Here is a 14946-nt window from a genome sequence, read left to right as displayed (position 1 = left end):
CCGGTCTGTCAAACCGTCGTCGTGAAGGCGGCACGGCAACGTCGCTAGGATCGATCACGGCCCGGAACCCCGGCCCTCGACCCCAGACCCAGGAGTGTCCCATGAGCGCGGAGCGCGTCGTCCTCGTCACCGGAGGCAACCGCGGCATCGGCCGCGCTATCGCCGAGCGCTTCGTGCGGGAGGGCTACCGGGTGGCGGTGACCGCTCGCAGCGGAGAGGGTCCGGAAGGCACCCTGACGGTGCGCGCCGACGTCACGGACGCCGCCGCTCTCGACGCGGCCTTCACCGAGGTGGAGCAGCAGCTGGGTCCGGTGGAGATCGTCGTCGCCAACGCCGGCATCACCAAGGACACCCTGCTCATGCGCATGAGCGAGGACGACTTCGACAGCGTCGTGGCCACGAACCTCGGCGGCACCTTCCGCGTCGTCAAGCGTGCGTCGAAGGCGATGCTGCGGGCACGGTTCGGACGGGTCATCCTCATCTCCAGCGTCGTGGGCCTGTACGGCTCCGCCGGGCAGACGAACTACGCCGCCTCCAAGAGCGCGCTGGTCGGTTTCGCCCGCTCGCTCACGCGCGAGCTCGGCGGGCGCGGCATCACGGCCAACGTCGTGGCACCCGGCTTCATCGAGACCGACATGACGGCGGAGCTCCCCGAGGAGACGCAGAAGCAGTACAAGGCGAACATCCCCGCGGGGCGGTTCGCGACGCCGGATGAGGTCGCGGGCGTCGTGACCTGGTTGGCGAGCGACGACGCCGGCTACATCTCGGGCGCCGTCATCCCGGTCGACGGCGGTCTCGGCATGGGGCACTGACCCCAGCGGTCCTCGTCAGCGATCGATCGCGCGCACGAGGAGCTCCGCGAGACGCTCGGGCGCCGAGAACTGCGGCCAGTGTCCCGAGCCGATCCGGACGACCTCGGCGTCGCCGATCGCCCGATACTCCTCGGCGTACGGACCCCACTGGCTGATCACCGCGTCGAAGGCGTCCTGGTCCAGCCCTCCCATCAGCAGGGTGACCGGGATGCGGTACCGCGCCGGGTCGCTCAGTGCGAGCTCGTCCGTCGGCACGCGCGCGGGCACGCTGTGGGTGAGCGCGGCCGTCCTCGCGCGGCTCTCGTCGTCCAGATCGTGCACGTCCTCGTCGGGGAAGAAGCCCCAGCCCGGGAACGGGACGACGCCGTCCTGCACCGGGAACTCGCTGATGCCCGAGCCCGGGGGCGGCGGCACGGTGTCGACGAAGACGACCCGGGTCACGCGGTCCGGTCGCACGTCGGCGACGCCCCAGGCGACGTTGCCTCCGCCGCTGTGTCCGACGACCACCACGTCGCCCTCCGCGGCATCGACGGCGGCGGCCGCGGCGGCGACCCAGTCGTCGATCCCGATACCCGCCGCCGTCTCCGCAGACGCGTCGAGCCCGGGCATGGTCAGCGGATGAGGGCGGTGGCCGGCGCGCTCGAGGGCAGGCACGACGTCGTCCCAGCTGGAGGCGTCGAGCCAGAGGCCGGGGATGAGGATGATGTCCATGACCCGACCGTGGACCCGGCCCCGGACATCGGCCAGGGTCAGGGGAGGAGCGGGATGACCGTTCCGAGGTCGACCGGGCCGATGACCAGGCTCGCGGACTCGCGGACGGCGGGCTTGGCGTTGAAGGCGAGCCCCAGGCCGGCGACCGCCATCATCGGGAGGTCGTTGGCGCCGTCGCCGATCGCGATGGTCGCGTGCGGCGCCACGCCGAGCTCCTCGGCCCAGGTGCGCAGCCAGAAGGCCTTGGCCGCGCCGTCGACGATGTCACCGTCCACCCGCCCCGTGAGTGCGCCGTCCGCGACCTCGAGGCGGTTCGCGCGCCACCGGTCCACACCGAGTCCCGGCGCGACCTCGTCGAGGATCTCGTGGAACCCGCCGGAGACGACGCCGACGACGCCGCCCCGTGCGTGCACGGCGGCGGTGAGGTCGCGGACGCCCGGAGTCGGCTCGACGCGGGCGCGAACGCGGGCGAACGCCTCGACGGGAACGCCCGCGAGGGCAGCCACCCGGGAGCGGAGGCTGGTCGCGAAGTCGATCTCCCCGCGCATCGCGGCTTCCGTGGCCGCCTGCACCTCGGTGCGACGGCCGGCCTCCTCGGCGAGGAGCTCGATCACCTCGTTCCGGATGAGCGTGGAATCGGCATCGAGGACGACGAGGAATCGCGCGGTGGTCACCCCCCGAGCCTAGCGACCGGGGGACCGGAGCCCACGCCGCATGACGCGTCAGCGTTCGATGAACACGCCCTTGCCCACGACTGTGATCCCCGACTCCGTGACCGTGAACCCGCGGGCGAGATCGCGTTCGCGGTCGACGCCGACCGTGGCGCCGTCGGCAAGCACGACGTTCTTGTCGAGGATCGCGCGGTGCACGCGGGCGCCCTGACCGACGTGGACGTGATCGAACACCACGGAGTCCGTGATGGTCGAGCCGCCGCCGGCCAGGGTCCACGGCCCCACGACGCTGCGTTCGAGGTGCGTGCCGGAGAGCACCGACCCCAGCGAGACGATCGAGTCGATCGCGTTGCCGATCCGCCCTACGGAGTCGCGGACGAACTTCGCCGGCGGGGAGTTGACCGCCTGCGAGTGGATCGGCCACTCCATGTTGTAGAGGTTGAAGATCGGGAGCGTCGAGATCAGGTCCCGGTGCGCGTCAAAGAACGAGTCGATCGTCCCCACGTCGCGCCAGTACGAGCGGTCGCGCGGGGAAGACCCCGGGACCTCGTTCTGCTTCATGTCGTAGTAGCCGGCCTCGCCGCGGTCGACGAAGTACGGGACGATGTCGCCGCCCATGTCATGACTCGACGTCGGCAGCTCGCCGTCGGCCTCGACCGCCGCGATGAGGGCGTCGGTGTCGAAGATGTAGTTGCCCATGGAGGCCAGCACTTCGTGCGGGGAGTCCGACAGACCCGTGGCGTCGGTGGGCTTCTCGAGGAACTGCCGGATGCGTCCGGACTCCGGATCGGCGTCGATGACCCCGAACTGGGACGCCAGGGCGAGCGGCTGACGGATGCCCGCGACCGTCGCCTTCGCGCCGGACTCGATGTGCGCCTCGAGCATCTGGCGGAAGTCCATCCGATAGACGTGGTCGGCGCCGATCACGACGACGATGTCGGGCTTCTCGTCGTTGATCAGGTTCATGCTCTGCAGGATCGCGTCGGCGGATCCGGAGAACCACCGCTTGCCGAGCCGCTGCTGGGCCGGGACCGAGGCGACGTACGAGTCGAGCAGCGCCGACATCCGCCACGTCTGCGAGATGTGCCGGTCGAGGCTGTGCGACTTGTACTGGGTCAGGACGACGATCTGTCTCAGCCCGGAGTTGATGAGGTTCGAGATGGCGAAGTCGATCAGGCGGTACTGGCCGCCGAACGGGACGGCCGGTTTTGCGCGGTCGGCCGTCAGCGGCATGAGTCGCTTGCCCTCGCCGCCGGCGAGGATGATCCCGAAGACCTTCTTTGGAGCGGACATGGGTCCACCATAGATCCCGTTCGGCGCGGGGAACTAGCATCTGGACAACCCGCTCGATAGCGTCTAGGCATGCGAGTCGAGATGATCACCAAGGAGTATCCGCCGGAGATCTACGGAGGCGCGGGTGTGCACGTCGCCGAACTCGTCTCCGCACTGCGTCGGGACATCGATGTGACGGTGCGTGCGTTCGGCGCGCCGCGCGACGAGGAGGGCACCTTCGCCTACCGCGCTCCCGAGAGTCTCTCCGCCGCCAACCCGGCGCTGCAGACGCTCGGAACGGACCTGGAGATCGTGTCGGCCATCGCGGGCGCCGACGTCGTGCACAGCCATACCTGGTACGCCAACTTCGCCGGACACCTCGCCTCCCAGCTCCATGGGATCCCGCACGTGCTCACGGCGCACAGCCTCGAGCCGCTGCGGCCGTGGAAGGCCGAGCAGCTCGGGGGCGGCTACGCCGTGTCGAGCGGCATCGAGAAGCTCGCCTACGAGAACGCCGCCGCGGTGATCGCCGTGAGCGCCGGCATGCGCGCGGACATCCTCCGCAGCTATCCGCAGGTCGACCCCGCGCGGGTCCGGGTGATCCACAACGGGATCGATGTGGAGCGCTGGCGTCCGGTGCAGGATCCGGCCTTCCTCTCCTCGATCGGCATGGATCCTGACCGCCCCTCGGTCGTCTTCGTCGGACGCATCACACGGCAGAAGGGGCTGCCCTACCTTCTGCAGGCGGCACGGCTGCTGCCGCCCGAGGTCCAGCTCATCCTCTGCGCCGGTGCTCCGGACACGCCGGAGATCATGGCGGAGGTCCAGGAGGGGGTGCGGCTGCTGCAGCAGACCCGAGAGGGCGTTGTGTGGATCGAGCGGATGCTGCCGCGGGACGAGCTGTCGGCGATCCTGGCCGCGGCGACCACCTTCGTCTGCCCCTCCGTCTACGAGCCGCTCGGGATCGTGAACCTCGAGGCCATGGCGTGCGGAGCGGCCGTTGTGGGAACCGCGACCGGCGGCATCCCCGAGGTCGTCGACGACGGCGTGACGGGCCGGCTGGTCCCCATCGAGCAGGTGCAGGACGGCACGGGCACACCGACCGACCCCGACCGCTTCGTCGCCGATCTCGCGGCAGTCCTCACCGAGGTCGCCACGGATCCGGCGCGGGCGCGGGAGTACGGCGAGGCCGGTCGGGAGCGGGCCCGCACGCAGTTCAGCTGGGGCGCGATCGCCGACGAGACCCGCGCGCTCTACGCAGAGCTGTCCGCCTGAGCCGATAGGCTTTCGGTATGCCGATCGCTCTGGAGTTCACCGACGTCGTCGTGCGCCGAGAGGGGCGCAACATCATCGATCACGTGACCTGGCAGGTCTCTGACGATCAGCGATGGGTGATCCTCGGGCCGAACGGTGCGGGGAAGACGACCCTGCTGCAGCTCGCCGACACGCTGATGCACCCCACCTCGGGCACGGTCACCGTCCTCGGCGAAACGCTCGGACGCGCGGACGTCTTCGAGATCCGTCCGCGGATCGGGTTCGCGTCGTCGGCCATGGCCAAGCGCATCCCGCGCGACGAGACGGTGCTCAACACCGTCCTCACGGCGGCGTACTCCGTGCTCGGGCGCTGGAACGAGAGCTACGAGGACATCGACGAGCGGCGTGCGCTGCGTGTGCTGGGCGACTGGCGTCTCGCGCACCTCGCCGACCGCACCTTCGGCACGCTGAGCGACGGCGAGCAGAAGCGCGTGCAGATCGCCCGGGCGGTCATGACGGACCCGGAGCTCCTGCTGCTCGACGAGCCGACGGCCTCGCTCGACCTCGGGTCGCGCGAGGAGCTGCTGGCTCTGCTCGGCGGCTATGCGTCGGCGCCGACGACGCCCGCGATGCTCATGGTCACCCACCACGTCGAGGAGATCCCCGTCGGATTCACGCACGTGCTGCTGATCCGCGACGGCGCCGTGGTCGCCGCGGGCCCGATCGCGGAGACGCTCACCGCGGACGCCCTCGGCGAGACCTTCGGCATGCCGATCGCGCTCAGCAGCGAGGACGGGCGCTACTCCGCCCGCGCCGCCTCCTGACCTCGGTCCCCGTGGGTCGCTGAGCTCGGTCCCGATGGGTTACTGAGCTTGTCGAAGTACTGGTAGAATCGATCCTTGGTGCGTTCGGCACCACAGACTTCCCTCGTCCCTGGCACAATCCAGGGCAGCAACAAAGGAATCCCATGAAGACTGACATTCACCCCGAGTACAAGGCTGTCGTGTTCCGCGACCTGGGTTCGGGCGAGACCTTCCTCACCCGCTCCACCGTCACGAGCGACAAGACGATCGAGCTGGACGGCGTGGAGTACCCGGTGATCGACGTCGAGATCTCCTCGGCCTCGCACCCCTTCTACACGGGCAAGCAGCGCATCATGGACTCGGCCGGCCGCGTCGAGAAGTTCAACCAGCGCTTCAAGGGCTTCGGCGGCTCCTCCAAGTAAGACCGCCCACGAGGGCCCCGTACTCCTCGGAGTGCGGGGCCTTCGTCATGTCCGGGGTGGACGAGTCGCTCAGACGTCGATGACGATGCGTCCGCGCTCGATGCGGCCCGGCGGATCTCCGGGGGTCGGCGCCGGGGCCGTGCGCCGGGTCTGCCGGTCCCGCTCCTGGCCGGCCTCGTGCGCGGTGGGGGACCACACCGCGTCGAAGACGCCGACGAGCCCTCCCGAGCCGGCCTGCCCGTACTTCTCCTCGACCGGACGACGGGAGAGGGAATGCCGGATGCCCACGAAGAACAGCACCGGCCCCGTGCCGAGCACGAGGACGATCGTGGTCCACCCGAGCAGATGCTCCATGGCCCCAGGATAGATCGCGGAGCGCGGCGGTGGCACCCGTCGCGGGGCGGAGGTCAGCGGAGGCGGCGTCCGTGGGCGAGGTCGATCAGCCGCTCCAGCACGGGCCCCGTCCGCAGGCCGTTGTGCTCGTGCTCGCTCGTCACCCAGGGTGTCACACCGGGGAGGAGACGGGCGGTCTCCAGCGAGAACTCCACGGGCACATACACGTCGTTCACGTACACGGCGGCCGCGCCCGTCGCCCCGGAGGCGGCGAGGGCGGCGGTGTCGTAGATCCGCGGCCAGGGGTGCTCCGCCAGGATCGACGTCACCTCCCGCCAGGGCTGCAGCGCCGGGACGGTGTCGGCCCACTCGCGGCGGATGTGCTCGCCCGTGAAGAGCGTCGGATCGTCGCGGAAATCGGTCGGTTCGACGCGCTCGGCGGACCACCGCGTGGTGTGTCCGTTCGCATAGCTCGACTCATGGAAGGCGTAGTACAGCGGGTTGCGGCCGGCGAAGGGCATGGCGTGCTGGAGGTCGTGCCGGAAGGCGTTGGACGCGGGATCCCGCTCCAGCAGCGACCAGACCGTCTGCCAGCCGTCGTCGGTGCCGAGAGCGGAGCCGACGGAGCGGAGGCGGGAACGCGATACGACCTCGCCGTCGGGGATGATGAGCTCACCGGCGTCCGCGAGATCGATCAGGCGTCGCATGACGTCGCGGTGCTCCGGGAAGCGCCGGTAGTACCGCTCGGAGGCCGTGCGCATCTTGTCGTAGCAGAGCGCGTACACCTCGTCCGGATCGCGCTCGACCGTGCTGAGACCGCCGGTGATGAAGACGTCGTCGAGGGAATCCGCGTGGGTCGACAGGTACGCCAGCGTCGTGAACCCGCCGAACGACTGCCCGAGGACGCTCCAGGTCGATGCCCCCAGATGCTCCCGTAGTGCCTCGCAGTCGCGCACGATGGCATCGGCACGCAGGTGCGTCAGGTACTCGGCGACGGCTTCGGCGCCCTGCGCGAGGTCGCCGTCGCCGACGGGGGAGGAGAGGCCGGTGCCGCGCTGGTCCAGGAGCACGAGCCGATAGTGCGCGAGGGCCTGATCCAGCCAGGCCGGCGCCGTGGAGGAGTGGAAGGGGCGCGGCGCCTCGTGGCCCGGCCCGCCCTGCAGGAAGACCAGGTAGGGGAGCGCCTCGCCGCCCTCCCGTGCGACGACGCGGGCGAACACGTCGATCGTGCGGGTGTCTGCCGGGTCGTCCCAGACGAGGGGGACCGTGAGCGTGTGCTCCTCGACGGCGAGGTCGAGCAGGCGGCGGCGGATGACAGTGGTCATGGTCACATCACATTCCCGATGTAGGAGTACTTCACGAAGACCTCGGCGGCGATGCCGGACTCGTCGAGGACGCCCTGGACGGCCGTCATCATGTAGTTCGAGTCCCAGCCCATGTAGAGGAAGTGCGTGTCATCGAGGTCGTCCCACTGCCCCTTCCACGCCTTGTCGCGGTAGATCGGGCCGCCGTGGGTCGCGCAGTACGCTAGAGCGGCCTCGGTCGTGTCGGTCCAGGCGCGACGGAACACGCGGTTGAACAGGTGCTTGACGTCGTACACCTCCCACCGCTCGCCCCGGTACTCCACGTAGTCGAACTCGCGCTCCCACCCCGCGGGCCAGCCGCGGCGGCGCACGGCGTCGAGGATCGGGGTGAGGCCGTCGTCGTCGATCTCGGGCAGCGCCGGTCGTGCCCACACGCGGACGAGGTCGGCCGTCAGCGCCACTGTTCGTGCGGTGATGGCCGCCGTACCCCAGGATTCCTCCGCGGCGAGGGCGCGGGTGGCCGGTACCGCGCTGCGGGCGTAGGCCTCATCGCGTTTGGCGGGGAAGGAAGCGCCGAACACCCGCTCCGTCAGCCCCTGCTCCAGGAGCGTGAGGTTGCCGAGGGTGGGTGCGAGGGCGCGGTGGCTGTTCTGCTCGTCCTCGGAGTACTCGCTCCAGGGACGCACGCCGTCGCCGGACCAGGCGTCGCCGGGCACGGCGGGCACGATGTGCTCGACGTCGAAGCCGTCCACGTCGTCGACGCCCTCGAGCCGGCCGAGCACGTAGGCCGGATACGGCAGCTCGCTGTATTTGAGCACGGCGCTGACCCGCTCGTCCGACGGGGTGATGCGCGCGATGGCGCGGGCGAGGGCGTCGTGTCCGTCGCGGCGGGCACGGCAGAGCCGGGCGATCAGGCGTTCGGCGGGAAGGTTCACGAGCGCGCGACGGAGGAACATCGCCTGCAGCCACTCGAGCGTCTCGAGGAGCTGACTCCGGTCGATGAGGCCACGCGCGTGATCGCTGTAGGCGCTCATGACCAGCGGGGAGGAGGAGCGTCCGAACGTGTTCACGTACTTCAGCTGCCGCGCGATCTCCGGGTCCTGCTCCTTCGTCGGATCGAGGAGGATGCCGTAAATCTCCGCATAGTGCCGCCACGTCTCGGCGTCGGCCTGGAGGTGGGCGACGTCGACGCGCGGGAACGACTGGCGGAAGGCGCTGTACACGCCGTGCTCGCCGTTCGCCGCCACCTCACGCCCCGTCACGAGCACGAGGTAGTGGCGCCAGAACGCGCCGATCGCCTCGCCCGTGTGCTGCTCGATCGGCAGCCAGAACCGCGCTTCCACATCCATCTGCTCGGCGTGGTTCAGCCCCATGAGGATGTAGTTGTGGATCAGCTCGTGATCCCGCAGCGGCTCGCCGGTGGAGTTCAGGCTCTCGAAGATCTGCTGCGCGTTGGCCTGGGCGCCGAGCGTGATCGAGACGTGCTCGAGTCGCTGCAGCCCCTGCCAGATGAACGGCACCTCGTCGGCATGGATCTGGCTGCGGAAGAACGCGTAGTTGTCGTCGAAGCGCGATTCGCGGTCGACGTCATCCCGGCGGTCGAGCACGACCGACTCGTAGAGATCGGCCCAGGCGTCGTGCGGACGGAGCTTCGTGCGCTCGGGATCGTCGGGGCGGACCAGCACGCGGGCGAGGTCGGCGGCGAGCTCCGGATCGCGGTCGCGCACCGAGTGATGCAGCGCGGCGACGAGGAGCATGAGCGTCGTGAGGCGCTGCTGCCCGTCGATGAGGATGAGGTCGGCGTCCGGACCGGAGCCGTCCTCGGCGGAGAGGATCGAACCGATGAAATGGCGATGCGCGTCGTCTTCCGCCGCCACCGCCCTGACGTCGGAGAGGAGCCGCTCGCAGCCGCCGATGTCCCAGCGGTACTGCCGCTGGTAGACCGGGACGACGATGGTCGTGCGTCCCGCCGCGAGCCATTCGATCGTGTTGACTGCCGTCGCCTCGACGTTGGTCGCGGTGCTCATGCTGGTGTCTCGTCCTCCCGTAGCGACAGGCGCCACGGACGCGCCGGGTGCCCCGCCCAGTCTATTCGCTTATCCACGGCGACCCTCCGGGGGAGGGCCAGGTCCCGCTGTTAGCCTTGCCTTATCAGGGCCTGTTAAAACGTGCTGGCCCCCGATGAAAGGAACATGACTCGATCATGGGATACATCAAGTCCGCAGCGCTGGAGGAGAAGGGCTTCGTCGTCCTCGACAGCTACGACCAGGAGGCCGACCCCAAGGAATGGCTCGACATCGAGTACGTCGACTGGAAGTCCTCGGGTGACACCCGGTTCGCGCCCCTCGCCAGCGCCTTCGGCGACATCGAGTGCAACGGCTTCTGGAACCACAAGCCGCCGCGCACCGACAAGGACGGCGTCTGGATCGACGAGCAGACCGCCAAGGCCCCGAACCTCACCCGTCGTGCGCAGGAGCCCGGTGCGAACGTCGGTCGCTGCCGCGTCATCGAGCTGCAGCCGACCCCGTACGGCGACTGCCTCTACAACCTCCACCAGGATGACAACAACCGCCTGAACCCGGACGGCACCGGCTGGGTCGTCCGCGGGTTCTTCAACCTGACGGACGACAAGGACAGCTACTTCGTCCTGCGTGAGAACCGCACGGACCCCAGCATCGAGTACCGCATCGCCCTCCCGGCGGGTGCGCAGCTCATCGTCGACACCCAGCGCCTGTGGCACGCGGCCACGCACAACGGCACCGACCCGCGCTACTGCCTCATCACCTCGTGGACCTCCGGTCCCGAGCTCGACGCCTACATCGAGAAGTACCACGGCACCGACGACGTCCCGAACGTCGAGGTCCCGCAGGACGTGCTCGAGTTCGGCTACGCCGAGCAGGCCCGCAAGGACGCCGCTCGCGCGGCCTACTACGCCGCGAAGGGCCAGCAGGTCAAGCAGGCCATGAGCGAGGCCTGAGCTGGGTCGCTGAGCTCGTCGAAGCGCCCGAAGGCCCCGGTCCACGGACCGGGGCCTTCGTCGTCGAATCACACGCTTGTGATTTCGCGGGAACTCGGCGAGAATGGGCGCACAACCGCATACTCTCGCCACTTCGTGGTTCAGGTCGTAGGGGAAGACGCACCTGATGAAACGGAGAGAACATGGCGACGGCTTACGCACGCGGAGTGGTGTTCATCCACTCGGCGCCTCGCGCGCTCTGCCCGCACCTGGAATGGGCGGTGGGTCGCGCTATCGGGCGTGCGGTGAACTTCGACTGGACCGAGCAGCCCGTGCTGACCGGCGCGCGCCGCGCCGAGTTCTACTGGGACGGTCCCGTCGGTACCGGTGCTGCCCTCGCGACCGCGATCCGGGGCTGGGAGCACCTCCGATTCGAGGTGACGGAAGACCCGACGCCGCGCAGTGACGGCGGTCGGTGGCTGCACACGCCGGACCTCGGCATCCACTACGCCCAGACCGATGCCGCCGGCAACATCGTCATCGGCGAGGACCGCATCCGCTACGCGATGGAGATCGCCGCGGGCAACGCCGTCGAGCTGCAGCGCGAGCTCGACATCGCCCTGGGCTCCGCCTGGGACGAGGAGCTGGAGCCCTTCCGTCACGCCAGCGACGACGCGCGCGTCGTCTGGCTCCACAAGGTCGGCTGACCGACCGTCGATACCGGGAGCGCGGAGGCGTGAGTATCGGATTCCGGTGAGTGATCCCGGACGCTGAGAAGACGAATCCGCGCTCCGCTCGACGAAGACCCCGCCCCGGGAGACCGGGCGGGGTCTTCGTCTGCGCCGGTCAGATCACGGCCGCGTGCGCGAGGTCGTCGACGGTGTTCACTCCACCGCCGCGCACGTCCGCCCAGGCCTGCGCCAGGCGCGTCATCGCCTCCGTCGCACGCTCGGGCGGGAGCGTGATCGGGATCCGGAGTCGCCGCTCCAGCACGCCGCCGGTCGTAAAGCGCGGTCCGGGCGGCAGGATGAGTCCCCGTTCGCGGGCAGCGAGGGAGAGGGTCGTCGACAGGGGAGCGCCGAGATCGATCCAGGCGGAGAGGCCGCCGGGCGTCTCCGGCATCCGCATCCCCGGGATCCCGGCGATTCCCGCGGTTACGGCCTCCCGTCCGGCCGTGAGGCGTCGCCGGACGTGCTGGGTCAGTGCCGGGACGTCGTCGAGCAGCTCCACGGCGATGCACTGCTCGAGGAGGGCCGTGCCGAGCTCGAACGAGGGGCGGACGGCCAGCAGCCGGGCGATGACCGAGCGCTCGGCGCGGATCCAGCCGATGCGCATGCCTCCCCACGCGATCTTCGACATCGATCCCACCGTGATCACGTTCGGGCCCTCGGCTGCCATCGGCGTCGGGGCCCATCCCCGGTCGATGTCCAGCTCCGCCGTCGTCTCGTCGACGATCAGGTGCGTGCCGGTGTTGCGGGCCGTCGTCGCGATCCGGGACCGCTCCTCCTGCGGCAGCGTCGCTCCGGTGGGGTTGTGGAAGTCCGGGATGAGGTACGCGACGTGCGGGCGCGCTGTCCGCAGGGTGTCGGTGAGGTGGCGGGCGTCCCAGCCATCGGTGTCGACCGGCGTCGGCACCAGACGGTAGCCGTGCCGGTGCAGAGCCTCGAGCGCATGCGGGAAGGTCGGCTGCTCCACGAGGGCGCGTTCGCCGCGGCGGCCGATCGCCGTGAGGATGAGGTTGACGGCGTTCAGGGCGCCCGAGGTGATCATGATCTCGTCGGCCGAGGTCGCCGCGCCGCGTTCGGTGAATCGGCGGGCCACGGCTTCTCGGAGCTCGGGAAGGCCCTGCAGCGAGTAGCCGCTCGTCCCGCGCAGGGCCGCCAGTCGGGGGAGGGAGCGCACGGTCGCGTCGTACAGGCCGGGGGTCGAGTCCATCGCGGCGATCGACAGGTCGATCGCCGCGTCGTCCGCGTCGGGGGCGGCGGCCGCCGGGCCGTGCGGGAGGGTCACTCTGGTGCTTCCGCCATGATGCCGGGACACGTAGCCACCGGCCTCGAGAACGCCGTAGGCGCGGGTGATGGTCGAGCGTGACCGCCGCAGCTCGAGCGCGAGGGCGCGCTCGCTCGGCAGTCGCTCGCCGACCGTGAGGCGTCCGTCGAGGATGAGGGCCCTGATGCGGTCGGCCAGGCCCGACGCTGAGGCGTCGTCGATGTCCTGGGTGCCGAGCTGGGTGACGAGACGGGAGGCCATGCCTCCAGCCTGCCGCAAAGTGGCCTTCCATGTGCAGACCACTTTTCGCTCAGTGGTCGGCCTCGTCCGGCCTTCGTGCGGGCCACGATGGAGAGATGCTCTTCCGTGCCGTCTTCCTGCCCTTCACCGCGACCAGCCGCCGAGACCTGGCCGAGCGGCTGGCGCAGCTCGTGGGCGGGCTCTTCCTCTACGGCGTCGCGCTCGGCTTCATGGTGCGCGGCGGGATCGGCGTCGCGCCCTGGGACGTGCTCTCGCTGGGTGTCGCACGCTGGACGGGACTCGGGTACGGGGTCGTCACGGTGCTGATCTCGATCGTCGTCCTGCTGCTGTGGATCCCGCTCCGTCAACGGGTGGGTCTCGGCACCCTGCTCAACGCGCTGCTCATCGGCCCGTTCGCCGACCTCACCCTCCTCGTGCTGCCGGCTCCGCCCTCCGTGTGGGTGGGGGCGCCCATGTTCGTCTTCGGACTCGTGCTGCTGGCGTTCGCGACCGGGCTCTACATCGCGGCGGACTTCGGCCCCGGACCGCGCGACGGACTCATGACGGGGCTCGTCCGGGTGACCCGATGGCCGGTCTGGCTGGCGCGGACGGTCATCGAGGGGTCCGTGCTGCTGATCGGCTTCCTGCTCGGCGGTCCGGTGGGCGTCGGCACCGTACTGTTCGCCTTCGGCGTCGGCCCGTTGATCGGCTGGTTCCTCCCGCGGATCGAGCGCCGCCGCCGGGAGCGTTCGCAGCGCCTCGCCGTCGGGGCCAGCGCGTCCCTGGGTCCCTGAGCCCGTCGAAGGGCCGGAGCGGACCGCGCATGATGAAGGCCCCCGGGATCACATCCCGGGGGCCTTCATCGTGGACGCGGAAACGGTCAGTCGACGCCGCCCAGCACGAGCACGGCGTTGTGTCCGCCGAAGCCGAACGAGTTGCTGATGGCGATCTGCGGGCCGTCGCCGAGCGGAGCCGCCTCTCCGGACAGACGGAACGGCACCTCCGGGTCCGGCTCGGTCATGTTGATCGTCGGCGGGGCCACGCGGTCCCGCAGCGCGAGGAGGGAGAAGATCGCCTCCAGCGCGCCGGTCCCACCCAGCAGGTGTCCGGTCGACGCCTTGGTGGCCGACACAGGGATCTCGTCGATCCGGTCGCCGAAGACGTTCTTCAGCGCGACGTACTCGTTGGGGTCGCCGACCGGGGTCGAAGTCGCGTGGGCGTTGATGTGCGTCACCTGGTCGGGCGTGATGCCGGCCTCCTCGAGTGCCTGGATCACGGCACGCGCCGCCCCCTTGCCCTCCGGGTCGTTTCCGGTGATGTGGTACGCATCGGCGGTCACGCCACCGCCGAGGACGTAGCCGTAGATCTTCGCGCCGCGGGCCTTGGCGTGCTCCTCGGTCTCGAGGATGAGGGCCGCGGCGCCCTCGCCCATCACGAAGCCGTCGCGGTCGATCGCGCCGGGTCGGGAGGCGTGGGCCGGGTCGTCGTTGCGGCGCGACAGCGCCTGCGCGGACGCGAACGCGGCCATCGTGATCGGGTGGATCGCCGACTCGGTGCCGCCGGCGATGACGACGTCGGCCAGCCCCTCCTGCAGGTGGTGGAAGGCGTGGATGATCGACTCGGTGCTGGAGGCGCACGCGCTGACGACGGTCTGCGCATAGGCGCGGGCCTCGAACTGCAGCGACAGGTTGCCGGCGGCCGCGTTCGGCATCAGCATCGGCACGGTCAGCGGCATGACCCGGCGGGGGCCCTTCTCGCGCAGCGTGTCCCAGGCGTCGAGCAGCGTCCAGAGGCCGCCGATCCCGGTCGCGAAGTCGACGCCGAGGCGCTCGGGAGCGACCTCGGGCGAGCCCGCGTCCTCCCAGGCCTCGCGCGCCGCGATGAGCGCGAACTGCGAAGAGGGGTCGAGACGCTTCGCCTCGTGGCGGGGCAGCACCTCTTCCGGGCGGACGCTCGCGGAGGCGGCGAACGTGACGGGCAGATCGTACTCCTGCACCCAGTCGTGCTCGATCGTGCGGGCGCCGGAGGCACCGGCGAGAAGGTTGTCCCAGTTCTCCGGAGCCGTCCCGCCGATGGCGGAGGTGGCGCCGATGCCGGTGACGACGATGCGCTTGGTCATGAGGTGTGGTTCCTTGTCGAAACGAGTCCGTGCGGGGGATGGGCAGGGCCGGAGGATGCC

At 70.2% G+C, this 14946-nt stretch carries 15 protein-coding genes; 7 read left to right on the top strand and 8 right to left on the bottom strand.

Annotation, left to right across the window (positions count from 1 at the left end; genetic code table 11):
- Positions 1 to 101 precede the first annotated feature (101 nt).
- Complete coding sequence (locus ACFU8V_RS11730; RefSeq protein ID WP_025103632.1) at positions 102 to 812, top strand: beta-ketoacyl-ACP reductase; 711 nt, start codon at positions 102 to 104, stop codon at positions 810 to 812.
- Between the two features lie 15 nt (positions 813 to 827).
- Here ACFU8V_RS11730 and ACFU8V_RS11725 read toward each other — a convergent pair whose 3' ends face one another.
- Genes ACFU8V_RS11725 through ACFU8V_RS11715 form a run of 3 tightly spaced genes read right to left on the bottom strand, consistent with a single transcriptional unit; the run spans position 828 to position 3487 of the window.
- Positions 828 to 1523 (bottom strand): alpha/beta fold hydrolase, encoded by a 696-nt coding sequence (locus tag ACFU8V_RS11725; RefSeq protein ID WP_378871302.1) that lies wholly within the window; start codon positions 1521 to 1523, stop codon positions 828 to 830.
- A 38-nt stretch (positions 1524 to 1561) separates the two neighbouring features.
- Complete coding sequence (serB, locus tag ACFU8V_RS11720) at positions 1562 to 2197, bottom strand: phosphoserine phosphatase SerB (protein WP_085607682.1); 636 nt, start codon at positions 2195 to 2197, stop codon at positions 1562 to 1564.
- A gap of 48 nt (positions 2198 to 2245) precedes the next feature.
- Positions 2246 to 3487, bottom strand: coding sequence for a glucose-1-phosphate adenylyltransferase (locus tag ACFU8V_RS11715; protein WP_025103629.1), 1242 nt, complete (start codon positions 3485 to 3487; stop codon positions 2246 to 2248).
- A gap of 69 nt (positions 3488 to 3556) precedes the next feature.
- Between ACFU8V_RS11715 and glgA the strand changes: the two genes are divergently transcribed.
- From glgA to ACFU8V_RS11700, 3 genes are all read left to right on the top strand, one after another.
- The gene (gene glgA, locus ACFU8V_RS11710; RefSeq protein ID WP_085607679.1) at positions 3557 to 4741 is read left to right on the top strand and encodes a glycogen synthase; all 1185 of its coding nucleotides are present in this window, start codon (positions 3557 to 3559) and stop codon (positions 4739 to 4741) included.
- A 17-nt stretch (positions 4742 to 4758) separates the two neighbouring features.
- Positions 4759 to 5544, top strand: coding sequence for an ABC transporter ATP-binding protein (locus ACFU8V_RS11705; protein ID WP_025103627.1), 786 nt, complete (start codon positions 4759 to 4761; stop codon positions 5542 to 5544).
- 143 nt (positions 5545 to 5687) lie between these two features.
- A complete protein-coding gene (locus ACFU8V_RS11700) occupies positions 5688 to 5945 on the top strand; it encodes a type B 50S ribosomal protein L31 (protein WP_025103626.1) in 258 nt (85 codons plus the stop codon).
- 69 nt (positions 5946 to 6014) lie between these two features.
- On the opposite strand, the gene ACFU8V_RS11695 is transcribed toward ACFU8V_RS11700, so the two are convergent.
- From ACFU8V_RS11695 to ACFU8V_RS11685, 3 genes are read right to left on the bottom strand one after another with little or no spacing between them, the layout of a single operon-like run.
- Complete coding sequence (locus ACFU8V_RS11695) at positions 6015 to 6299, bottom strand: hypothetical protein (RefSeq protein WP_378871295.1); 285 nt, start codon at positions 6297 to 6299, stop codon at positions 6015 to 6017.
- 53 nt (positions 6300 to 6352) lie between these two features.
- Positions 6353 to 7609 carry an alpha/beta fold hydrolase gene (locus tag ACFU8V_RS11690; protein ID WP_378871292.1) on the bottom strand — a complete coding sequence of 419 codons (1257 nt, stop codon included), beginning with the start codon at positions 7607 to 7609 and terminating at the stop codon, positions 6353 to 6355.
- Entirely contained in the window at positions 7606 to 9609 is a 2004-nt protein-coding gene (locus ACFU8V_RS11685; protein WP_126893092.1) for a DUF262 domain-containing protein, read from the bottom strand. Before ACFU8V_RS11685 ends, ACFU8V_RS11690 begins: the two co-directional genes overlap by 4 nt.
- 176 nt (positions 9610 to 9785) lie before the next feature.
- Here ACFU8V_RS11685 and ACFU8V_RS11680 point away from each other — a divergent pair, with 176 nt between their 5' ends.
- Entirely contained in the window at positions 9786 to 10559 is a 774-nt protein-coding gene (locus ACFU8V_RS11680) for a hypothetical protein (RefSeq protein ID WP_025103622.1), read from the top strand.
- A gap of 182 nt (positions 10560 to 10741) precedes the next feature.
- The gene (locus ACFU8V_RS11675; RefSeq protein ID WP_025103621.1) at positions 10742 to 11245 is read left to right on the top strand and encodes a DUF3145 domain-containing protein; all 504 of its coding nucleotides are present in this window, start codon (positions 10742 to 10744) and stop codon (positions 11243 to 11245) included.
- Positions 11246 to 11384: 139 nt separating this feature from the next.
- Here the strand turns inward: ACFU8V_RS11675 and ACFU8V_RS11670 are convergent, their stop codons facing one another.
- Positions 11385 to 12788: a PLP-dependent aminotransferase family protein gene (locus ACFU8V_RS11670; RefSeq protein ID WP_378871288.1), complete on the bottom strand. Its 1404-nt coding sequence runs from the start codon at positions 12786 to 12788 to the stop codon at positions 11385 to 11387.
- A 95-nt stretch (positions 12789 to 12883) separates the two neighbouring features.
- On the opposite strand from ACFU8V_RS11670, the gene ACFU8V_RS11665 reads away from it, so the two are divergent.
- A complete protein-coding gene (locus tag ACFU8V_RS11665) occupies positions 12884 to 13561 on the top strand; it encodes a YitT family protein (protein ID WP_378871285.1) in 678 nt (225 codons plus the stop codon).
- Positions 13562 to 13647: 86 nt separating this feature from the next.
- On the opposite strand, the gene ACFU8V_RS11660 is transcribed toward ACFU8V_RS11665, so the two are convergent.
- Positions 13648 to 14886, bottom strand: a complete 1239-nt coding sequence (locus ACFU8V_RS11660; protein ID WP_025103618.1) for a beta-ketoacyl synthase — start codon at positions 14884 to 14886, stop codon at positions 13648 to 13650.
- Positions 14887 to 14946: the final 60 nt, after the last annotated feature.

This window comes from Microbacterium sp. NPDC057658, from assembly GCF_042799975.1.
Lineage (GTDB): Bacteria > Actinomycetota > Actinomycetes > Actinomycetales > Microbacteriaceae > Microbacterium.
The sequence above is the reverse complement of the archived record's forward strand: the minus strand, read 5'-3'. Positions and strand labels throughout refer to the sequence as shown.